General features: G+C 62.1%; 17 protein-coding genes. 9 read left to right on the top strand and 8 right to left on the bottom strand.

Annotation, left to right across the window (positions count from 1 at the left end):
* Positions 1-4: 4 nt before the first annotated feature.
* The 4 genes from VWY75_RS09770 to VWY75_RS09755 form a co-directional block, all read right to left on the bottom strand.
* The gene (locus VWY75_RS09770; RefSeq protein ID WP_416538277.1) at positions 5-1273 is read right to left on the bottom strand and encodes a bifunctional folylpolyglutamate synthase/dihydrofolate synthase; all 1269 of its coding nucleotides are present in this window, start codon (positions 1271-1273) and stop codon (positions 5-7) included.
* A gap of 91 nt (positions 1274-1364) precedes the next feature.
* Entirely contained in the window at positions 1365-2309 is a 945-nt protein-coding gene (accD, locus tag VWY75_RS09765) for an acetyl-CoA carboxylase, carboxyltransferase subunit beta (RefSeq protein ID WP_340546421.1), read from the bottom strand.
* A 62-nt stretch (positions 2310-2371) separates the two neighbouring features.
* Entirely contained in the window at positions 2372-3292 is a 921-nt protein-coding gene (locus tag VWY75_RS09760) for a CPBP family intramembrane glutamic endopeptidase (RefSeq protein ID WP_416538276.1), read from the bottom strand.
* Positions 3282-6410 carry an ABC transporter transmembrane domain-containing protein gene (locus VWY75_RS09755; RefSeq protein WP_416538275.1) on the bottom strand — a complete coding sequence of 1043 codons (3129 nt, stop codon included), beginning with the start codon at positions 6408-6410 and terminating at the stop codon, positions 3282-3284. The genes VWY75_RS09760 and VWY75_RS09755 overlap by 11 nt, the downstream gene beginning before the upstream one ends.
* A gap of 356 nt (positions 6411-6766) precedes the next feature.
* On the opposite strand from VWY75_RS09755, the gene VWY75_RS09750 reads away from it, so the two are divergent.
* The 3 genes from VWY75_RS09750 (at position 6767) to VWY75_RS09740 (ending at position 8755) form a co-directional block, all read left to right on the top strand.
* The gene (locus VWY75_RS09750; RefSeq protein WP_416538350.1) at positions 6767-7405 is read left to right on the top strand and encodes a hypothetical protein; all 639 of its coding nucleotides are present in this window, start codon (positions 6767-6769) and stop codon (positions 7403-7405) included.
* Between the two features lie 189 nt (positions 7406-7594).
* Positions 7595-8356 carry a DUF6478 family protein gene (locus VWY75_RS09745; RefSeq protein WP_340546417.1) on the top strand — a complete coding sequence of 254 codons (762 nt, stop codon included), beginning with the start codon at positions 7595-7597 and terminating at the stop codon, positions 8354-8356.
* Positions 8357-8377: 21 nt separating this feature from the next.
* The gene (locus VWY75_RS09740) at positions 8378-8755 is read left to right on the top strand and encodes a hypothetical protein (RefSeq protein ID WP_416534559.1); all 378 of its coding nucleotides are present in this window, start codon (positions 8378-8380) and stop codon (positions 8753-8755) included.
* Positions 8756-8843: 88 nt separating this feature from the next.
* Here the strand turns inward: VWY75_RS09740 and VWY75_RS09735 are convergent, their stop codons facing one another.
* Positions 8844-9776 (bottom strand): ATP-binding cassette domain-containing protein, encoded by a 933-nt coding sequence (locus tag VWY75_RS09735; RefSeq protein WP_416538274.1) that lies wholly within the window; start codon positions 9774-9776, stop codon positions 8844-8846.
* Positions 9777-9847: 71 nt separating this feature from the next.
* On the opposite strand from VWY75_RS09735, the gene VWY75_RS09730 reads away from it, so the two are divergent.
* From VWY75_RS09730 to polA, 3 genes are all read left to right on the top strand, one after another.
* Positions 9848-10030 (top strand): zinc-finger domain-containing protein, encoded by a 183-nt coding sequence (locus VWY75_RS09730; protein WP_340546414.1) that lies wholly within the window; start codon positions 9848-9850, stop codon positions 10028-10030.
* A gap of 209 nt (positions 10031-10239) precedes the next feature.
* Positions 10240-12291, top strand: a complete 2052-nt coding sequence (locus VWY75_RS09725; protein ID WP_416538273.1) for an EAL domain-containing protein — start codon at positions 10240-10242, stop codon at positions 12289-12291.
* 97 nt (positions 12292-12388) lie between these two features.
* Complete coding sequence (polA, locus tag VWY75_RS09720; RefSeq protein ID WP_416538272.1) at positions 12389-15202, top strand: DNA polymerase I; 2814 nt, start codon at positions 12389-12391, stop codon at positions 15200-15202.
* Positions 15203-15405: 203 nt separating this feature from the next.
* Here the strand turns inward: polA and VWY75_RS09715 are convergent, their stop codons facing one another.
* From VWY75_RS09715 to VWY75_RS09705, 3 genes are all read right to left on the bottom strand, one after another.
* Complete coding sequence (locus VWY75_RS09715) at positions 15406-15678, bottom strand: DUF2798 domain-containing protein (protein ID WP_340546411.1); 273 nt, start codon at positions 15676-15678, stop codon at positions 15406-15408.
* A gap of 152 nt (positions 15679-15830) precedes the next feature.
* Positions 15831-16583 (bottom strand): hydroxypyruvate isomerase family protein, encoded by a 753-nt coding sequence (locus VWY75_RS09710; protein WP_340546410.1) that lies wholly within the window; start codon positions 16581-16583, stop codon positions 15831-15833.
* A gap of 278 nt (positions 16584-16861) precedes the next feature.
* Positions 16862-17479 (bottom strand): DUF1285 domain-containing protein, encoded by a 618-nt coding sequence (locus tag VWY75_RS09705; protein ID WP_416538271.1) that lies wholly within the window; start codon positions 17477-17479, stop codon positions 16862-16864.
* Positions 17480-17543: 64 nt separating this feature from the next.
* On the opposite strand from VWY75_RS09705, the gene VWY75_RS09700 reads away from it, so the two are divergent.
* From VWY75_RS09700 to VWY75_RS09690, 3 genes are read left to right on the top strand one after another with little or no spacing between them, the layout of a single operon-like run.
* Positions 17544-18551: an AAA family ATPase gene (locus VWY75_RS09700; protein WP_416534565.1), complete on the top strand. Its 1008-nt coding sequence runs from the start codon at positions 17544-17546 to the stop codon at positions 18549-18551.
* Entirely contained in the window at positions 18548-19474 is a 927-nt protein-coding gene (locus VWY75_RS09695) for a DUF58 domain-containing protein (RefSeq protein WP_416538270.1), read from the top strand. The genes VWY75_RS09700 and VWY75_RS09695 overlap by 4 nt, the downstream gene beginning before the upstream one ends.
* Positions 19471-22365: a DUF4159 domain-containing protein gene (locus VWY75_RS09690; protein ID WP_416538269.1), complete on the top strand. Its 2895-nt coding sequence runs from the start codon at positions 19471-19473 to the stop codon at positions 22363-22365. Before VWY75_RS09695 ends, VWY75_RS09690 begins: the two co-directional genes overlap by 4 nt.
* Positions 22366-22376 lie beyond the last annotated feature (11 nt).

The following is a 22376-nucleotide window of genomic DNA, read 5'->3' as shown; positions in this document are numbered from 1 at the left end:
GTCGTCAGCCGTTTTCGCGCAGAATGTGACCGGCCAGATAGAGCGAGCCGCAGATCAGCACTCGTGCCTGCGGGTCCTTGGCGACAATCGCCTCCAGCGCTGCCATAGTGCTGTCTGCCGTGCCGGCCTCGATACCCACGGATTTGGCCGCGGCCTCGGTTTCTTCGGCGCTCAGCGTGTTCACCTCATCGGGGATCGAAATCGCGGTGAGACTCGCCACATGCGGTGCCAGTGGTGCCATGTAGCCGCGCACGTCCTTGGTGTTCAGCATACCGCAGATCAGATGCGTGGGGCGCTCCGGCAGCTTGGCCAGCACATCTGCAAGCGCCACGCCCGCCGCGGCGTTATGACCGCCGTCCAGCCAGAGTTCGGCCTCCGGCGCGGCCTCGATCAGCGGGCCGGTTTTGAGCCGTTGCATCCGGGCGGGCCATTCGGCGTTCGCCATCGCCGCCTCGCAAGCCGCCTCATCGGCGCCCAGATGGCGTAGCGCCGCCAGTGCGGCGCCGGCGTTCTGGACCTGATGCGCGCCAAGCAGGACCGGAAGCGGCAAATCCAGCAGGCCGTTCTCGTCCTGAAACACCAGCCGCCCGCGCTCTTCCCAGACATGCCAGTGCTGGCCATAGGCGATCAGCGGCGCGCCAAGACGGGCGGCGGTGGCCTCGATCACCTCCATGGCCTCCTCGGGCTGCGGGCCAACCACAACCGGTGCCCCGCGCTTGATGATGCCCGCCTTTTCGCCTGCGATCTTCGCCAGCGTGTTGCCCAGGAACTGTTCATGGTCGATCGAAACCGGGGTGATCACCGACACCTTGGGCGTGATCACATTGGTCGCATCCAGACGCCCGCCAAGACCCACTTCCAGCAGCGTGTAGTCGGCGGGCCTGCGGGAAAAGGCGAGAATCCCCGCCACCGTTGTTATCTCGAAATAGGTAATGTTCTCGCCGCCGTTCCTGGCGTAGCACTCATCCAGAACCTCACTCAGATGCGGCTCGGAGATCAGCTCTCCGGCCAGCCGGATCCGCTCATGAAAGCGCGCCAGATGCGGCGAGGTATAGGCATGAACGCTCTTTCCCATCCCCTCCAGCCCGGCCCGGATCATCGCCTGGGTCGAGCCCTTGCCATTGGTGCCGGCCAGATGGATCACCGGCGGCAGCTTGTCCTGCGGATTGTCCAGCGCTTCCAGCAGCCGCCAGACCCGGTCCAGCGTCAGGTCGATGATCTTGGGATGCAGCGCCATCATGCGGGCAAGGATCGCGTCGGAGGTCTGGGTCATTCTACAGCTCACTGGCGTTGGTACAGGCGGAAAGATGTGCAAACGGCCCACCCGAAGAACGAGCGGGCCGCAACATCAGAGATTATCAGGATCAGCCGCCTGAGGCCGGTGCATCTGCGGCACCCTTGGTGTCGTTCCCGGCCTGCTCGCTTGCATCCGGGGCGGGCAGGTCGCCGACAATCTGCGGCGGCAGGCCCAGCAGCATGCGGGTGATGGTGATCAGCTCGTCACGCATCTCTGTGCGCGGGGTCACCCGGTCCAACATGCCGTGATCCAGAAGGTATTCGGCGCGCTGAAAGCCCTCAGGCAGTTTCTCGCGAATGGTCTGTTCGATCACCCGGGGGCCAGCAAAACAGATCAGCGCATTGGGTTCGGAGATATGGACATCCCCCAGCATCGCGTAAGAGGCTGTCACACCACCGGTCGTCGGATGGGTCAGCACGACGATATAGGGCAGGCCCGCCTCTTTCAGCATCTGCACCGCAACGGTGGTCCGCGGCATCTGCATCAGCGACAGGATGCCCTCCTGCATGCGTGCGCCTCCGGCGGCGGAGAATAGCACCAGCGGGCGTTTCAGCTTCACGGCTTCCTGAGCGGCCGCGATGATCGCATTGCCTACGAACATGCCCATGGAGCCGCCCATGAAGGAGAAATCCTGTGCCGCAGCGATGATCGGCGTCCGGCCGATTTCACCGGCAGCCACCAGCATCGCCTCTTTCTCCGCGGTCTTCTTCTGCGCCGCTTTCATCCGGTCGGGATAACGTTTCTGATCACGGAACTTGAGCGGGTCGGCCAGAGGTTCAGGCACTTTGACTTCGGTGAAGACACCGCCATCAAACAGCGCCAGAAACCGGTCGCGTGGCGTGATGTGCATGTGGTGTCCGCAATTGTTGCAGACATTCAGATTGTCGCTCAGCTCGCGGTGAAACAGCATGGTGCCGCATTCGTCGCATTTGCGCCAAAGGTTCTCGGGAACTTCGCGGCGCGAGAAGATCGAATTGATCCGCGGCCGGACGTAGTTGGTGATCCAGTTCATAAGCCATGCCTTTGTAGGGGCGGTTTGGACCTTCAAATAAGGCCCCGCGCGTCTAAATGCAATCAGCGCCGGATGGCAAGCCGCGCAACCAACCAGCAGAAGCCCACAACCGCGAGATCCAGCCAGAGCATTGGCCGCATGACAACGGGATCCGACAGCTCAAACGGGACCAGATATAGCGCCAATCCCGACAGGCTGGTGGGCGATCCGAACAAGAGGATAGCAATGATATTATTGGCAAAATGTACTGCGATTGCGGGGCCCAGCGTGCCCGCCCGGGCGGTCAGATCCGCCATCAGCAGTCCAAACGCCCCCGCCCAGAGCGCAATGAAGGGCGCATTCACCCCGGCATCGGCCGGCACATAGTGACCAGCAGCAAAGAGGATCGACGGCACCAGAAGCCAGACCAGCGGATGAGAAAACCGCGCCGCAAGCGCCTGCTGGAGATACCCCCGGAACAGGATTTCCTCGGCGCTGACCTGCACGAATATCGCCATCAGCGCGAATGGTAGCAACAGCAGCCATTTCGCTGGTGGCAGGTTCGGCACCAGATCCGACATCACACCGCCGTCCAGCCCGCCCGGCAGGACCAACCACAGAACGGCAAGCCCCATCATCAGGACCATCAGTCGAACGCCGGTCCGGCAGAACTGTCGCAAGGTCTGCGGTATCGGGCCGATCAGGCTGGTCAGGCCGCGTCGGTGCAACAGGCGCAGCACGCAGGCAACAGCCACGGTCACGGGTAAGAAGCTGCCCAGCAGCACCAGCATGGCCACGGGCGAGCCCCCCGTCGGCAAATCACTCACCCAATCACCCGGCGCGACAGCAATCAGCAGCTGGACAGCGACATTGGTCATCGCGTAGCTGAGTACTGCCACGAGCAGCATACCAAGCAGCAGCCGCCAGATCTGCGGGCTGCGCCGGGCCGGATCGACCAGTTGCACATGGGCAGCATAGGCCGCCATTGTGGGATCAATGGACATTGCCGCTATGCTCCTCCGCAAGTGTATTGGTCGCAGCCACCGCTGGTGCTTGGCTGCCTGCAACATTCTGATCCGCCGCGCGGACAACACCCGCAACCTGCACCAGATGCCGTGAGACCGTTTCGAGCAGCTGCACGGCCACGCCCGCATCCGCCTCGATCACGGCACGGTACTCTTCGGCGCCAATCCTGAGAAAACGGCAATCTTCCACCGCAATCAGGTCCAATTGCCGTGTGTCGCGCAGGATAACAGCCAGATCACCGATCAACCGCCCCGGCTCAACCCGGGAAATCGGCGTGGTCTCCGGCGTTCGATCGGGCCAGTACAGTTCCGCTGTACCGGTCAGACAGAGAAACACCGCATCGCCGCTCTCTCCAAATCGGAACACGTAATCGCCCTTGGCCACATCATGCCAGCGCGCCGAGAAGGCCAACAGACGCTGGTTCCGCGCATCCAGTTTCGAGAACAGATCTGTGCTTTGAATAAGCTCCAGCCGTTTGCCAAGGTCGTTTCGCGCGGCATTCTCCATCGGGTCGGTCAATCCGCCTTCCACCCCGTCGATGCGCCCGTTCTGAATTTTAACAAAAATATCATAGCGTTCGGGGTGATTGAATTGATCTTCCAGAAACAGCATCGTGGTATTTGGCATCAGCTCAGCAAGGCGCTCGCGTGATTTCAGCCGACTGGCGCTGTCATGACTCGCCAGCGCGCGATCCAGGATCAGGACATCAGGCCGTTTGATCGCTGCACGGGTAAAGGCCGCGCGCTCCTGAAACACCGGCTCCAGCGCCGCGCCGCCCAGACCTGCCGGCAGATCATAGAGAATAAGCGCCAGCCGCTTGCGCAGACCGTGTTCCTCCAGCACGTCGGCGACCAGATCCTCAACCTGTTTCGCCTTTGCTCCCGCGCCCAGCGACAGCCGCCCGTATAGAAGATTCTCCAACACGGTGAGACGCGGAAGATAGGCGTCGGGCGAGATCGAAATAAAGAGATCGCCCAATTGCGCCTGCAGGGTCTGCGCCATATCACGCCGCATCGTCAGGATCTGCTGCTTGAAGCGTTCCGGGAACGCGGTGCCGATCTGCTCTTCGGAAATCAGAAACGGAACCGATGCAAGCAGACCCCGCTCATCCTCCCGCAATCCCAGCACACCCAGAGTCTTCTGCCGGTCGGCAACCTCAGCGATACGTTGATAGAGCGCCTCGTCCAGCCCCAGCCGCTTGAACAGCGGATGGTCGGTATCAGCCAGACCAAAGGTCTGCCGCAGTGTTTCCATAACCCCGAGGCCAAAAGCGATCACATCCTGCTGCAAGCCATTGTCACGCAGCGCACTGATAATCGGCCCATCTTCGGCAATCAGCTCTTCCGGGGCGATGGCGCGCGTGGGCGCGGCAAACAGGATATTGCCGCCCAGCGGCACCGCCGGGTTGAAACTGTCCGGGTCGAAACGGTGCACGACGTCAGACAGCCCGGCACGCTCCAGCCGTTCAGCAACCAGAGCTCGCAGCCCGATGATCTGCTGGACCAGCCCCAGATGCGGTCCGATCTGAAAACGCGTGTGCAGGGTGCGTCGAAACAGCTGCTCATCAATGCCCATCGCCTCAACCAGCTGGAACCACCAATCGCGCAGCTCGCTTTCCGATCCGAGCCCGGCCAGCGCCGGATTGATCCAATCTGCCGTCAGCGGGTCGGGGCTGTTACCCGCGCGGCAGGCTTCGGTCAGCGCCCGGTTTTTGCCGCGCGCCTCGGTGTGCGCTGGCCTGTGAGGTTGATCACGCAGCGGCATCAGCACATTGTCCCCGAGCGATCCGTCAAATAGGTAGGGCCGCGAATAGGCATAGCCGACGCGCGTCGCGATCACGCCTTGGTGCAGCTGATCCAGCCGATGGCCTGCAATGGTCACCGTACCTCGAAACGGCATCACCTCACGCGTCAGCAATGCGGCAAAAGCTGCGCGTTCGGCCTCGCTGCCGCTCTGGATCGCGACACGTCCCCCGGCGGGAATGGTCAGCGACAGATCTTCAAGCACCATATTGCCATCGGCGTCCTTCACCGAAACATTGCGCAGCTCAATCTCCCCGCGCAGATGGGGAATATCGGCGGGCACACCGTCGATCAGCGTCTCCGGGATCATCCCCTTGGGCGAGAAACGATCGGTCATGATCGACCAGCGCAGGCTCATATCCTGCACCTGATTATAATAGGTCAGCAACTCCCGCCACGGCGCGGAAAGGTCCTTATAAGCTGCCAGCGCCGCCACCAGAGCGCCCACTGTGATATCGCCGCGGATCGCCAGCACCCCTCCGGCGGAATAGAACACAAAAGGCGTCAGATGGCCGATCATGTTGTTGAGGAACTTCATGAAGTATTTCTTGCTGTAGATGCGTCGCCGAATATCGAACAGTCGCCCCAAACGCGTCGAAATCTGCGCCAGCCGGTAGCGTCGTCCGCCATTGATCCGCAGATCGCTGATCCCGGCCGCCGTTTCACCGATCTCGGCCGAGAAAGCCCGCACCTCCTGGATACGATCCTTGTTCAGCAGGTTGATCTGCCGTTGCAGCATCGGGATGAGCCAGGCCTGTAGCGGGATCAATGCGATGGACGCGAGACCGAACCACAGACTCTGCATGAACAGGAACACGACGATCGTCAGCATCTGCCCGGCCTGAAACACCGGCTGGGCGACGGCATCCCCCATCAGCCCGCCCATCGGCTCCGACTCCGAGGTGATCATCGACACAAGTTCACCTTGGCTCGTGGTGCGGAAATAGGGCGTGGGAAAGCGCATCATCCGGTTGATCAGCGTATAGCGCAGACGTCGCAGCAGTCGCTCCGCCACAACCCCCTTCATGGTATTGAGACGCATCTTCAGCAGCCCGCTGATCAGAACCGCAGCAAGGAACCCAAAACAGAGCAGCAGCAGGTAATCGACCTGGCCAATCTCCTGGCCCAGTACCTCAACCTGATCCATCGGTGCCCCGATGGCGTCATTGATGATCCGCTTGGGCAGTTCCAACGCAGCGTAGAGAAAGGGGAATGTGACCATGGTCAGCGCCAACAGACCTATCTGCTGGCGCCGTGAATAGGTCCAGATGAATGAAAACAGGGTGGATTGCATCCCCTGCTCCTCTTACGTGTCGGAAGGTGTCAGCGCGAAATCGCCTGCTGGCTCTGCAGCGGTCAGACCCTAATCACTGCCCCCTGACATTACAAGGCAACACCCGGCCGACTTTTGCGTGGGCTGCTTGCGACAGAGGCGCCCCCGGACTATTCCGGAATCGAGCAAGACAACGACAGGCAGAGACCACCGTGACCATCATAAGCGACGGAAAAATAGTATCTATTTCTGATGGAGCGCAGTCAGAGGCACAAACGGAAAACGGGTATCGGTCCGCTCAACCCCGGCTATCCGGTTGTTGCTTTTCTACCGCGATTGCACAGTGGCTTTGCGATGGCGCACGCACGACGTTGCAGGTGACCGGCTGCCACCGACTGTATCGGCGTGCTCTGACCCTGCTTGCCGCCGCCGCCGTTCTGGCCGCCTGCACCGCCGATTCAGGTCTCTCGCTGGTGGGGGCCACGACTGAGCCGCAGCCCGGGGATATCACCCGGATGAGCTTTGCCAGTGACACCATTCATCTGGTGCCACCAGCCGGCTTCTGCATCGATCCCCGCATGACGGGCCATCGCGCCGAAGGTGGGTTTGCCATCGTCGTTCCCTGTTCCAGTCTGCGTCCAGGCCCCGCCAGTCGCAACCGCGCCTTGATCACCGTCGCTGTCGGACCCGCTGGCCCAGCGGATGCGGCATTGACCAGCGCTGATCTGTTAAAGACAGCACCCGGCGCCCGGCTGGTCGCTGAGCGCAACGACATGATGCTGCCGCTGGTCAAGCTGAACATGCCGGACCACCGCGCTCGTGGCGCCAGCCCCGTGCACTGGCGCGGCGCCTTCGTGCTGAACGACCAACTGGTGGCCGTTGCGCTCTACGCGCCCAGCGGCAGCCGCAACCTTGGTCGACGCGGCGCACAATTGCTGAACGAACTGACCGCAAAAACGCTCGAAGCCTCGGTGACTGCCGATCTTGATCCCGCTACCGATGGTATCACCCGGTGATATCCACGCCAGACCGGCGGGCGCGATGACACGGCGACGGTAGCTGCCAAGCACCAACCATCCAAACGGATTTCCGCTTCCGAGTTTGTCAGCGGTCACCGCTTTGGCTAGGGTCGAAGAAAACAATGAAACGCTGCTGCTTTGCCGCATCGCCGAAAAGCATGACTCGCAGGACAGGATATTGAGCCAATGGGCAGGACAATAGAAAAACTGCTGTTCGCGCGCGTTCTCAGGCGTTGGCGTCGGCTGGCACAGCAGGCGTCGAAAATGCCCCTCAGCCGTCTGAGGGAACAACGCAATCGCGCCCGAACCCTGCGCCTGCATCTGGACCGGCTCATTCACATCGCCGAAGGTCGGCTGGCGCTGCCGCAGGTGGGCTCGAACGCTTTTCCCCGCCCTCACGGCACCGACTGGGGCTGGCGGCCCGAACTGTGGCGTGGCCCGCTGCCGGTTCCCGGTGCCTCGGCCGTCGCCAGCAAAACACGGCTCGGCGGAGAGGTGGAGCTGTTTCACGACTGCACCGTTTCCGAACTCACCCTACGCCAGCTGCGCAACAACCGCGAGGAAGACCTCGCCCCTTATGGTGTGCGTCTGGATGTGTTCGGGTTTGACGGCTCGTTCCTGTCACTGGTCATCGAGTTGCCGCAAGACGTCACCGCAGGGCTGAACCGTGACCATCTGCTGCGGGTGGACTGCACGCTTGAGACGGAAAAACCGATCGAGATCTTTGCCCGGCTCAATATCAAACATGGCCCGAATACTGAACAGATGGTGCGGGAACTGCCGATGGGCGACAAGCGCACCCATGTGGAATACGACCTAGCCTATGCTGAGTTGAACGAAAAACGGGTCGAGCGGCTTTGGCTGGAGCTGATCTTTGAAGCCCCGGAAATGAACCAGGTGACCCTGCGCGATGTCACTCTGTCGCGCAGTCGCCGCGCCAGCCTGTAACCCACATTCGAAAGGCCGGACATGAGCCAACTGACATTGACCAAAATTCGTTTTCGCGAGGGGCTCTGGGAAGGCCGGATCACGGGGTCCGGTCACAGCGCCTCCGCCCCGCTGATTGAGGTCCGGCACCTGGATCGCCCGGTTCGCGATGTTGCCCTGACCGAAAGCGACACCGCAGGCGAATGGTCGCTGACAATCCCGATCCCAACCGAAGCGATCGCCGACGGCGTGCAGAGTTTTGTGATCTACGACCTCAAGAGCGATGTCAAACTCGGCGATTTCACCCTGATCTGCGGTGAACTCACGGGCGATGACCTGCGAGTCGAGGTCGAGCTTTTGCGCGCCGAACTGGACATGCTGAAACGCGCCTTTCGCCGCCACTGCGTCGAAACGCAATAACCGCGTCACGCCGGGCTGGGCTAACTTATCGTCTCTAACACGAGCCCCGTTGCCTGCAGCCAACAGCGCGACTGCTTTAATACGCGTCTCAGCTGCGCGACGTCGTCAGCGCCAGGAACACGTCTTCCAGATCCGCCTCCTCGGTCTTCACATCGCGGATGGAGATCCCTGCGGCGCGCACCGCTGAGAGCACCTCCTCGGCGCTGGTTGCGTTGCCATGATAGCGCAGGATCACTGCCCCATCGCCGCGCAACTCCGATGTGATCCCCTTACCGGCTGGCAGTTTCGTCACCGCCGCCGCCGGATGCACCACCATCGCCTTGGCGTCCAGACGCCCCAGCAGATTGGCGGTGGTGTCGCGGGCAACCAGCTCGCCCTGGTTGATGATTGCGATCTCATCACACATTTCCTCGGCCTCTTCGAGGTAATGGGTCGTCAGGATGATTGTCATGCCTTGCGCGTTCAGCTTGCGGATGTTCTCCCACAGCATCTGGCGCAATTCGATATCCACGCCTGCTGTCGGCTCATCCAGCACCAGAATATTCGGATGATGCACCAGCGCCTTGCCCAGCAACAGCCGCCGCTGCATTCCACCGGACAGGGTTCGCGCATAGGCATGTGCCTTGTCCTCAAGCCCGACCATACGCAGGATCTCATCGCTGCGCCGCTCGGATTTTGGCACACCATACAGCCCGGCCTGCACTTCCAAGGCGCCACGTGGACTGAAAAACGGATCAAGATTCAGCTCCTGCGGCATCACCCCGATAGCCGCCCGGGACTGACGCGGATTTTCATCCTGGTCAAAGCCCCAGATCGTGACCTTGCCTGCGGTTTTCAGAACCAACCCGGCCAGGATGTTGATCATCGTGGATTTGCCGGCACCGTTGGGACCAAGAAGACCAAACACAGAGCCACGCGGAATGCTCAGATCCACACCTTTCAGCGCGGCTTTCGCGGGTTGCCCCCTGCGGCCCTTGTAGGTTTTTTGCAAACCTTCAATACGGATTGCGTCCTCTGTCATCGCGGCTCTTGCCCCCGGTTTTCCCTTGGCTCATAAAAGCCCCTAAACGATAACCAAGAGGACCGCCAGAGATGACCATCGAAGCGCCGGAAACCAAGATCGTGGACAGCTACCGCGTCGCCTGCGACGGCAGCGAAGGTGCGCTGGGACATCCGCGGGTCTACCTGCAAATCCCCGAAGCCGAAGGCTTTGTCGAATGCCCCTATTGCGACTGCAAGTTTGTCCATAAGGATGCAGCACAGAACCAGGCGTAACCGCCTGAAAAAAATCATAAGATTGGAAACGCCGCCGGAACGGGCGGCGTTTTGCGTTTATGCCAACACCTGCGCCAGCTCGTGAAAAGTGCGACGAGGTTGAGGCGAATTTTAGTGATCAAGACGGCGTCGATCCGGTCGCGGTAGCGGATTCTTTACGATGATGATGCACAGGATAGAAGGTGTATCTGCTGCTACCGGAGACTGTGATGTACAGCGTCGTTCAATGCATTACGCAAGAACACAGCCTCGGCCTTGTGACCGTGGCTGCGCTTGTCTGCGTCATCGGTTCCTGTCTTTCCGTCCTAATGACACAGCGGCTCGGTCAGACCGTCGGTAATCGCAAAATCGTCCAGCTGGTGCTGACCAGCCTGATCAGCGGCGGCACCGTCTGGACCACCCATTTCATCGCCATGCTTGCTTTTGATCCCGGATATGTCCACGGATATGATCCGCTGATCACGGCACTGTCCCTGGGTGCAGCCGTTGTCGGTATGCTGATGTCAAACGGTGTCTACGCCATTGCACATTCGACCAATTACCGCGTTGCGGCCAGCGGCGCGATGTTTGGCCTCAGCGTCTCGACCATGCATTATCTCGGGATGAGCGGCTATCTACTGCCAGGAGAGATCGTCTGGCAGACCACACCGCTCATATCCTCCATTCTGCTGGGCACGGTGTTCGGAATGGCGACCTACCAGTATCTCACCCGGTTCAACACCGGACGGCATTGGCTTGTTGCCGTCGCCCTGATGACGCTGACGATCTGTACGATGCACTTCACCGGCATGTCGGCCATCACCGTACAGCTCAGCCCACTGTATTCCGTCCCGCCCGAGGTGATCTCGGATGCGACACTTGGCCTGTTTGTTCTGGGTACGATGACGATCATCCTGGTGATCGGCTTTGCGGCGCTCAGCATCGAAACAAACGTCGAAAGCGAGGCCCGCGACCAGCTGCAGCACGCCGCCCTGCACGATCCCCTGACCGGACTGCCCAACCGGATGTCCCTGACGCGCAAGATGGCCAGTCTGACCGACTTGCTGGCGCGCGACGAGACCGAACGCGTTGCCGTGCTGACCCTTGATCTCAATCTGTTTAAGGAAATCAACGATCTTTATGGTCACGCAGCCGGGGATGCTGTTCTGATGACCGTGGCCGACCGGCTGAATAGCGTTCTGGAGAAAGATGAATATATCGCGCGCGTCGGCGGCGACGAATTTGTCGCTCTAAAGCAAGGGTTTCGCCGGGTCGATCAGGTCATGGCCTTTGCCGAGCGGCTGCACGCCTTGACCGTCGAGCCGGTGGATTTTGACAACACATCGGCGATCGTCGGTGTCGCCATCGGTGTTGCCACCAGCCTGGAAGACGGCCGCGACCTGCGCGATCTGCTGCACAAGTCGGATGTGGCCATGTATCGTGCCAAATCGGACGCAGACCGGCACATATGCCTGTTCAATGCGCAGATGGAAAAACACAACCGCGACCGTCTGGAACTGGTCAACGATCTGCGGCAGGCCTGCATCGCGGGCAATCAGTTCGAACTGGCCTATCAGCTGCAGAACGATCTGCGCTCTCTCGCTCCCATCGGGTTCGAGGTTCTCCTGCGCTGGAACCACCCGGAAAAAGGCCGCATTCCCCCCGACACCTTCATTCCCATCGCCGAGGAAACCGGGCTGATCCGCGAAATCGGCCTTTGGGTTCTGCGCACGGCCTGCCGTGAGGCAAGTGGTTGGCCCGAGCATTTCAACATCGCGGTCAACGTGGCGCCACAGCAGCTGATGCAGCCCTCTTTCGTCGAACATGTCTCCGACATCCTGCTGGAAACCGGCCTTGCTGCTGAACGTCTGGAACTGGAAATCACCGAGGCCAGCATTATCGACGATCAGGTCCATACCCTGAAGGTCATGCAACAGCTGAAAAACATGGGCCTGCGGATCGCCATGGATGATTTTGGCACCGGCTACTCGTCGCTCGCGATGCTGCAAACCTTCCCCTTTGACAAGATCAAGATCGACCGCAGCTTCGTACAGGACGTCCACAAAAACGATCAACGGGCGGCAATCGTCCGATCCACCCTGCTCCTGGGCGCTGCGCTCAATATCCCGGTCCTGGCCGAGGGTGTCGAGGTAGAGGATGAATTGCAGTTCCTGCGCACCGAGAAATGCGCCTCCGTACAGGGGTTTTACTTTGGCCGACCAATGGCACGGGACGAAATGCGCCTGATCGTCGAGGCGAACAAACAGGCAAAAACAGCCTGACGCCAGCCGACATCACAAAGGCCGAGAATGGGCAATTGCTCTCCCTCCGCTGATCACCGATAACGGGGGCCAACGCGCAACACCCGGAGCATCGGCCATGACCACCGCATCTTTTGGCAAGGGCTGCCATCTGCACCTGATCGACGGATCGGCATTCATTTTCCGCGCATACCACGCGCTGCCGCCCCTCACCCGCAAGTCCGACGGCCTGCCAATCGGGGCGGTTGCCGGTTTCTGCAACATGCTTCAGCGCTATGTTGAGGGCAATGGTGGTCCCGATGCACCAACCCATGTTGCGGTGATCTTTGACAAGGGGTCGCATACCTTCCGCAACGATCTCTATGATCAATACAAAGCCAACCGCGAGGCCATGCCCGAGGATCTGCGGCCGCAGATTCCATTGACCCGCACCGCGACCGAAGCCTTCAACATCGCCTGCAAGGAACAGGAAGGTTTCGAGGCCGATGACATCATCGCCACCCTCGCCTGCCAGGCCCGCGACGCCGGTGGCCGCGTGACCATCATCTCCTCCGACAAGGATCTGATGCAGCTCGTCGGTGGCGGTGTTGAAATGCTGGATGCGATGAAAAACAAGCGGATCGACAGCGATGGCGTTGTCGAGAAATTCGGGGTTGGCCCGGACCGTGTAGTGGACGTGCAGGCGCTGGCGGGCGACTCGGTCGACAATGTGCCCGGCGCACCCGGGATCGGGATCAAGACCGCCGCGCTGCTGATCAACGAATACGGCTCCCTGGAAGAGCTGCTGGACCGCGCCGAAGAGATCAAACAACCCAAGCGCCGACAGACCCTGATCGAAAATCGCGAGCAGATCGAACTGTCCAAAAGACTGGTTCAGCTGGACAGCAACATGACGCTGGATTTCACTCTGGATGACCTAGAGGTTCGCGATCCGGACGCCGATCACCTGCTGGCCTTCCTCGCCGAAATGGAATTCCGCACCCTGTCCAAACGCATCGCGGACCAGCTTGGTAAGGAACCACCCACAATCACGGACGCCCCGGCCAAAGATACCGCGGCAACGGACGCTCCGACCGTAACCGACCTGCCGTTTGACAGCGCGTCATATGAATGCGTCCGCGATGCCGAGGCGTTAAAGAAGTGGATTGCCCGGATCCGCGAACGCGGCTGGGTCGCTGTTGATACGGAAACCACCGGCTTTGATGAAATGGTGGTGGATCTGGTCGGCATTTCACTCTGCGTGGAGCCGGGGACCGCCTGCTATATCCCGCTCACCCATAAATCCGGCAATAGCGACGATCTGTTTGGCTCGGACGAGCTGGCGGAGGGGCAGATGCCTTTGCAGGAGGCGCTCGATCTGCTGAAACCGGTGCTTGAGGACGACAGCATCCTCAAGATCGGCCAGAACATGAAATATGACGCCAAGATCTTTGCCCGCCGTGGCATTGATGTGGCGCCGATCGACGATACAATGCTGATGTCTTATGCCATGCACGCAGGTCAGCACGGGCACGGTATGGACACGCTGTCAGAGCGTTACCTGAACCACACTCCGATCCCGATCAAACCGCTGCTGGGCAGTGGAAAATCCGCGATCACCTTCGACCGTGTGCCCATTGGCGATGCGGTCGCCTATGCCGCGGAAGACGCCGATATCACCCTGCGCCTCTGGCAGCTGTTCAAACCGCAATTGCACCGGTCAGCGGTCACCACGGTCTATGAAACGCTGGAACGCCCGCTGGTGCCGGTGCTCGCCCGGATGGAGCGCGAAGGCATCAAGGTCGATCGTGATACGCTGTCCCGCATGTCGAACGCCTTTGCCCAGAAAATGGCCGGGCTGGAGGCGGAAATTCACCAGTTGGCAGGCCAGGAATTCAACGTCGGATCCCCCAAGCAGCTGGGGGAAATCCTGTTTGACAAACTCGGTCTGGAAGGCGGCAAAAAGGGCAAGACCGGCGCCTATGCCACCGGTGCCGATATCCTGGAGGATCTCGCGACGGAACACGCCTTGCCTGGTCTGGTGCTGGATTGGCGCCAGCTGAGCAAGCTCAAATCGACCTATACCGACGCGCTTCAGGATCACATAAATGCGGAAACCGGGCGCGTGCACACCTCCTATGTGCAGACCGGTGCCAACACTGGCCGCCTGGCCTCAACCGATCCCAACCTCCAGAATATCCCGGTCCGGTCCGAGGAAGGGCGCCGCATCCGCGAAGCCTTCGTGCCCGAGGATGGCAATGTCCTGCTGTCGCTTGACTACAGCCAGATCGAATTGCGCATCCTGGCCCATGTCGCCGGGATCGATACGCTGAAGCAGGCCTTTGCTGAAGGTCAGGACATCCATGCGCTCACCGCGTCCGAGATGTTCAACGTGCCGCTGAATGAAATGACCCCCGAAATCCGCCGTCAGGCCAAAGCGATCAACTTTGGCGTGATTTACGGGATCTCCGGCTTTGGTCTGGCCCGCAATCTGCGCATCCCGCGCGCCGAGGCGCAGGGCTTCATCGATCGCTATTTCGAGCGGTTCCCCGGCATTCGCCGCTACATGGATGACACCGTCGCCTTTGCCAAGGAACACGGCCATGTCCAGACCCTGTTCGGGCGCAAGATCCATACTCCGGAAATCTCCGCCAAGGGACCACGTGCAGGTTTTGCCAAACGCGCGGCGATCAATGCACCGATACAGGGCACGGCTGCGGATGTGATCCGCCGCGCCATGATCCGTATGCCCGCCGCAATCGCCCATCTGCCCGCGCGGATGCTGCTACAGGTGCATGACGAATTGCTGTTCGAAGTGCCCGAGGCCGCTGTCGACGACACCATCGAAACCGCGCGCAGGGTGATGGAAACCGCCGCAGATCCGGCCGTGCATCTCGACGTGAAGCTGGTAGTGGACGCAGGCAAAGGGCGGAACTGGGCCGAAGCTCACTAGCTTTGGCCGAGGCTTGATGCCAAAGATCCGGGCCGCTTTCAAAACCTGACCGAAGCGGATCGGATCGGACGCCCGCCTCGCATTTCAGCGGCACGCCATGCCTTAGGCATGGCGCCCGGCCCAACGGGAAGAATAGCATCCATGATGCTGTGATGACGGGCGGGGGCGCTTGCTCGGTCAGGACATTGTCGGAGGGGCTTCGCTCAGCGATCCTGCCGGGGAGAGGAAACCGTACCCTTGCTGGCTTCCTGCGGCGGCTTCACCATCCATGCCACCATGCGGCGCACGGCGGGTGCAACAACCAGCACCACGCCAAAGGCCACCGGCCAGCCAAAACTCCAGGCAGCCATCCACAGTCCCGGCGCTTCGGAACTCAGGCCCACCGCCTTCAGCGTGGCCACCCCGGTGACGATACACGACATGATACCCGACAGAATCAGACCAAATAGGATGGGGGCAAAACGCGCAGGCAGCATGGAGGTCTCCAGATCACGACTTACTGCCTTATGCCCAGCGCTCAGTCATATTTCAATTCACGAATATGTATTTCTGTCCCGCTGGACGTTTGGCCGCAGCCCTCCCCAAGCCTCAGGGTCCGCCAGCCCCCCTCACAGGGTTCGGCCCGCTCTCACCCCATCCAGGCCAGACTGTCCTCTGTCCGCTTGGTACTGGGGGTGTATTCCGCGCTGACCCAACCACCATAGCCGCTCTCGTCGATGGCCGCGAACAGCTGCTCGAAATCGACCGGCCCGGTTCCCGGTTCGCAACGCCCCGGCGCCGCACCGATCTGTACATGGACAGCCCGGTTACCAAAGGCTTCCCAGACCTTCACCGCATCGCCGTGGATCAACTGCGCATGGTAGGCGTCGTATTGCAGTCCCACGTTCTTGCGATCCACCGCCTCCAGCACCTCTACGGCGAGATTGTAGTCATCCAGAAAATACCCCGGCTGATCACCGCTGTTCAGCGGCTCGATGGTGAACTGCTGGCCCGGCGCATAGTCGGCCGCCCATTGCAGATTGCGGATCAGCGTTTCCTTGGCGACATCCCCTTTTGCGTAGCCGGCCATGATGTGGATCATTCCGGGCCGCAACACCTCCGCATAGCGCAGCACCCGCCGAATATCGCGCTGAAAGCGATCCGACCCCATCGGCAGCGCGGCATAGCCCGGCATCCCGCCGGTATAATTTGGCGGCGGCGCATTGATCAGCAGCAGTTCCAGACCATTGGCCAGCAGGGCGCGCTGGGTTTCCTTCGCAGCCAGCTCATAGGGAAACAGGATTTCCACCGCCTCAAATCCGGCCCGCGCCGCCGCCGGAAAACGATCCAGATAGGGCAATTCGGCAAACAGCAATGAAATATTGGCCGCAAACTTCGGCATCGAAAACCTCCTTTGGAGCCACCCCCGATTGGCGGCCAAACAGACATGCTCCGGGCAAAAGTCACCAAAGGCTCGTCCCGGCCCCCGCCGGTTGCGCCATTGATCGACCCGTTTTTGCACGCCCCCAATCTGCCCCATATCTCCGCCGATTTTGAGCGGGTTTTCACAAGAATTTTCGGTAATTTAACAATATACTCAAGCGGGTCAGCGACTTCCTGCCGCTGCCCTTTGCCACCGGCAAACCCCTGCCGACGAGCGCCGGGTCGGATGCGCCGTGGTCAGCCCTCCGGCAAATCAGCCGACGGGATCATCCCAAAAAACTCGCCGCCCGACCACAGCCCGAACCAGCCGTCCCGGTGGCATCCCAGCTCGACCAGCCGATAAAAGCTCTTGCGATCAATCAAGGCCTCCAGCCCGGCACGCACCATCACATAGGGCGAGGGCTCGCCGGTTGCATCGTCTCTTACCACACGAATCTTATGCGCGGGCCCGGCTTCGACCCTGTCGCCGACATGTGTCTCGAACCGCAGAACCTGCGCGGCGCCGTCGCCCTCGACCTCGAAATCCACCGCAACGAAAGGCGCATCCTCGACCGTGATGCCCACTTTCTCGACCGGGGTCACCAGAAAGTATTTGCCGTCTTCCAGCTTCAGAATGGAGGAAAACAGCTTCACCAGTTCAAACCGGCCAATCGGCGTGCCAAGGTAGAACCAGGTGCCATCACGGGCGATCCGCATGTCTAGATCGCCGCAAAACGGCGGATTCCACAGATGTACCGGCGGCAACCCGCCTTTGCTCGCCGTCTTGGCAGCGGCCGCCAGCCCCTCGGCACTGGGCGGTTCTGATCCTGTTTCAGGGGATTTGCTGCCGGAAGTCACGGGATTTTGTCCGCTCATTGCTTTTGCCATTTTCTCTCAACGCGATACAGTAACACTATATATTCGCCGTGAAGGGAAAGTCATGTCCGAACCCGACGATCTGCTGGCCGAGATTGAAGCGCTTGAAGACAAGCTGACACAGGCCAGATCCTCTATCACCCGGCGCTTTATCGGTCAGGAAAGAGTGGTTGATCTCACTCTGAGCACGCTGCTGTGCGGTGGTCATGGGCTGTTAATCGGCCTGCCCGGGCTGGGCAAGACCCGGCTGGTCGAAACCCTGTCCACCGTTATGGGGCTGGCCGGCAACCGGGTGCAGTTCACCCCGGACCTGATGCCTGCCGATATTCTGGGCTCCGAGGTCCTGGACACCGCCAGCGATGGCAGCCGCGCCTTTCGCTTTGTGCCGGGGCCGGTGTTCTGCCAGCTGCTGATGGCCGATGAGATCAACCGCGCCAGCCCACGAACACAATCGGCACTGCTGCAGGCGATGCAGGAGCGTATGGTGACCGTGGCGGGCGCCGACCGACCGCTGGGGATGCCCTTCCACGTGCTGGCCACCCAGAACCCCATCGAACAGGAGGGCACCTATCCGCTGCCCGAAGCCCAGCTGGACCGTTTCCTGTTCCAGATTGATGTCCCCTATCCGACGCGGCAGACCGAACGCGATATCCTGCTGGCCACAACCGGGGTTGAGGAAGGCAGCGCCTATCAGGTCTTCACCGCCGATGAACTGATGGCCGCGCAGACCCTGCTGCGCCGGATGCCCGTCGGTGACGGCGTGGTCGAACTGATTCTCGATCTCGTGCGCGCCTTCCGCCCGGATGATCCGGCGGCCTCCGAACAGGTGCAGCAAACCGTTGCCTGGGGGCCCGGACCACGGGCCGCTCAGGCGCTGATGCTGGCGGTGCGCGCCCGCGCCCTGCTCGAGGGGCGCCTCGCTCCCAATGCCGACGACGTGCTTGATATGGCCCAGCCCGTACTCAGCCACCGGATGGCGCTGAACTTCGCCGCGCGTGCCCGTGGCGAGAACCTGAGCGCTCTTATCACAAGCACAGCCGAGGCGATGGCCCGGCCCGGTGTCGCCGCGTGACACAGCCGCGCGCCCTTCAGCCGGCCCGGCCGACCGGTAGCGCGCTCCAGCCGGCAGCGGCGGATCTGCGCCACCGCGCCGAAAGCGCCGCCAGCCGGTTTCCGCCGCTCCTGGTGCAGGCGCAACAACTGGCCGGATCTGTGCTGATTGGCGAACACGGTCGCCGCCGTGCCGGGCTGGGCGATGATTTCTGGCAATATCGCCCGGTTCAGGCCGGTGACAGCCGCCGCATGATCGACCACCGGCGCTCGGCCAAGGGCGACCAGCAATTCGTACGCGAGCGGGAATGGCAGATTGCGCAGACGGTGCATCTCTGGGTCGATCAGGGGGCGTCGATGCGCTTTGCCTCCGGCAGTGCCCTGCCGCAGAAAATTGACCGGGCGCGGCTATTGGGGCTGGCGACGTCGGTGATGATGCTACGTGGCGGCGAACGGGTCGGCCTGACCGGTGGGCATCTGCCACCCCGGCGCGGCAATGCCCAGATCCTGCGACTGGCCGAGTATCTGAGCAGGGACGACGCCACGGATTATGCCCCGCCGGAAGATCGCGCCATGCAACCCAACGCGCGGGTTCTGTTCCTGTCGGATTTTCTGGGCCCCTTCGCGCCACTGGAACAGGCGCTGTCCAAGGCCGCGGATCGCGGCGTGCACGGCGTGCTGATGCAGGTGCTTGATCCGGCAGAGGAGGAGTTCCCCTTTGACGGGCGCACGATATTCGAAAGCATCGGCGGCGGTCTGCGGCACGAAACCCTGAAGGCAGGCGCGCTTAGGCAACGCTACCTTGATCGCCTGGCCGAACGGCGCGACGCATTGGAGCACCTCTGCCGCGTGGCAGGCTGGCGCCTCGGCACCCATCACACCGGCGACAGCGCACAGGCGGCCCTGATGTGGCTGTACCATGCCATGGAAAGATCCGGCACATGACAACGATTGCGGGCATCGGCTTCACGGCCCCCTGGTTGCTTCTGGCACTCCTGGCACTGCCGTTGCTCTGGCTGCTTCTGCGGGCAGTCCCGCCTGCCCCGCGCAAACGCCTGTTTCCGGCGGTCACACTGCTGCTGGGGTTGCGCGACGATGACAGTCTTTCGGATCGGACCCCCTGGTGGCTGCTCTTACTGCGGCTGATGGCGGTGGCAGCGGCCATCGTTGGTCTGGCCGGGCCTGTGCTCAACCCAAGCACCGCACCCTCGGGCCGCGGCCCGCTGCTGATGGTGCTTGATGGCAGCTGGGCCGGCGCCCCGGAATGGGAGCGCACCCGCGAGGAGATCGACCGCCTCCTGGCCGAGGCCGGACGTGCCGATCGGCCCGTAGCCGTGCTGCGGCTCACCGCACCGCAGCCCCCGCAGTTCCAAAGCGCAGTCAGCTGGCGCCGACAGCTGATCGGCGAAACGCCACAGGCCTGGCAACCCTCGCAAGACCAGCTCACGACGGCACAGGCGCAGATAGCAGCAGTTGACGGGGGCTTTGACAGCCTGTGGTTCAGTGACGGCTTGGACTATCCGGGTCGCGATGCGTTGATGGCGACGCTGCGCCAGCGCGGCGAGTTGACCGTCTATCAACATCCCACCCCAAGGCTGGCCCTGCGTCCGGTGGTCTATGTCGACGGCGCGATGGAAATCACGGTCACTCGCAACCACACCCAGATCACCCCCGGCAGTGACCAGACCGTCACCGTGCTTGCCCGTGGGCCGGATCCGGGCGGCACCATGCGGACTCTGGGCGCGGCGACGGTGGATTTTGCCGATACAGATACCGCTGCCGCCAATGGGCTTGAAGCCACCGCCCGCCTGTCCCTGCCCGCTGAGCTGCGCGCACGTATCCGGCTCTTCGAACTGCAGGGTCACCGCAGCGCCGGGGCTATATCGCTTACCGATGACGGTCTGCGCCGCCGCGAGGTGGCGCTGATCTCCAGCCAGAGCGGCAACGAAGGCCTCGCCCTGCTGTCGCCCCTGCACTATCTGCGCAAGGCGCTGGCGCCAAACGCAGACCTGCTGGAAGGCGGGCTGAACGATCTCTTGCCTGCCAACCCGGATGTGATCGTCCTGGCCGATACCGCACGTCTGCCCCCCGATCAGGAGGCAGCGGTGGTGGACTGGGTCAACGAAGGCGGATTGCTCCTGCGGTTTGCCGGTCCCCGGCTGGCCGCCAGCGATACCGCCCGCACCGACGAAGAGCCGCTGCTGCCGGTGCGCCTGCGGATCGGAGGCCGCAGCATTGGCGGCGCCATGAGCTGGGGCGAGCCCAAGACGCTGGCCACCTTTGCCGAAGGCTCTCCTTTCTTCGGGCTGACCATCCCCGAGGACGTCACCGTCAGTTCACAGGTGGTCGCACAACCCGATCCCAGCCTTGCGGAGCGGGTGATTGCGGAACTCTCCGATGGGACGCCGCTGGTGACACGCAAACCGCTCGGCAATGGTCAGATCGTGCTCTTCCATGTCACCGCCAATGCGGAATGGAGCACCCTGCCGCTCTCGGGCCTATTTGTGCAGATGATGGAGCGGCTGGCGGTTTCCTCCGGTGCCAAACCGGCCGAGGCTACGGATCTGGAGGGCACCACATGGGCGCCGCTTCAGGTGCTCGATGGCTTTGGTGACCTTTCGGATGCCGATGCCCTGCCCGGTGTCGCAGGGCCTGATCTGATTGCCGCCCTGACCGGCCCCGGCCTGCAACCCGGGCTGTACCAGAACGGAGATCGGCGGATTGCCCGCAATGTCATGCGGGCCAAGGATCAGCTGACGCCAATTGGCTGGCCCGTTGGGCTGCCAATCCTTGGCTATGGTGGCACGCCGGAGCGCCCGCTTGGCGGCATCCTGATCAGCCTCTCCCTGCTGCTGCTGGCGCTCGACGTGATCGCCGCGCTGCTGCTGTCGGGATTACTGACGCGTCGGACACGACCGACCGCACCCAAGGCGCAAAACCTCGCATCGGCCCTGGTCCTCGCCACCTGTATCTGGGCCACCGGCTCCGGCAGCGACCTGCGCAGCCACGCCCAGGGCAACGCCTTGGTGATCGAGCAAACCGACAGCGCGGCCCGGTCCGACGCATCCGATCCCGCAGCAGACGCCCTCGCCGCAGACCGCGCGGCCGAGCTGACGCTGGCCCATGTGCTGACCGGCAACCCGCAGATTGACCAGCTGGCGCGCGACGGCTTGCAAGGGCTGTCCAACACATTGCGATTCCGCACATCGGTTGAACCCTCTCCCCCCGCCGGCGTTGATCTGGAGCGCGACGAGCTGGCGTTCTACCCGCTGCTCTACTGGCCGGTGACCGCCAATCAGCCACTGCCCTCGGGTGCGGCCTACGACCGGCTCAACACCTATCTGCGCACCGGCGGGATGATCCTCTTTGACACCCGCGACGCCGACCTGACCCGCGCCGGTGCCAGCAGCCCGGCAGGGCGGCGCCTGCAACAACTGGCCCTGCGGCTGGACGTGCCGCCACTCGAACCGCTGCCCGCAGACCATGTGCTGACCCGCGCCTTCTATCTGCTACAGGATTTCCCCGGACGCCACAGCCGCGGCACGCTCTGGGTCGAAGCCGCGCCCGCCGATGCCCAGCAGGTGGAAGGCATCCCCTTCCGCAACCTAAATGATGGTGTCACACCGGTTGTCATCGGCGGCAACGACTGGGCCTCCGCCTGGGCCGTGGATGACAACGGCCGCCCTCTGCTGCCAGTGGGGCGCGGCTATACCGGCGAGCGTCAGCGCGAATTGGCCTACCGCTTTGGGGTCAATCTGGTCATGCATGTGCTCACTGGCAACTACAAATCCGATCAGGTGCATGTCCCCGCCCTGCTCGATCGGCTGGGGCAATGACATGAGGCTGG

This window comes from Phaeobacter sp. JH20_08 (genome assembly GCF_048056635.1).
Taxonomy (GTDB): Bacteria; Pseudomonadota; Alphaproteobacteria; order Rhodobacterales; family Rhodobacteraceae; genus Phaeobacter; species Phaeobacter bryozoorum.
Note: the sequence above shows the minus strand (reverse complement) of the source record. Positions and strands in the feature narration are given on the sequence as shown.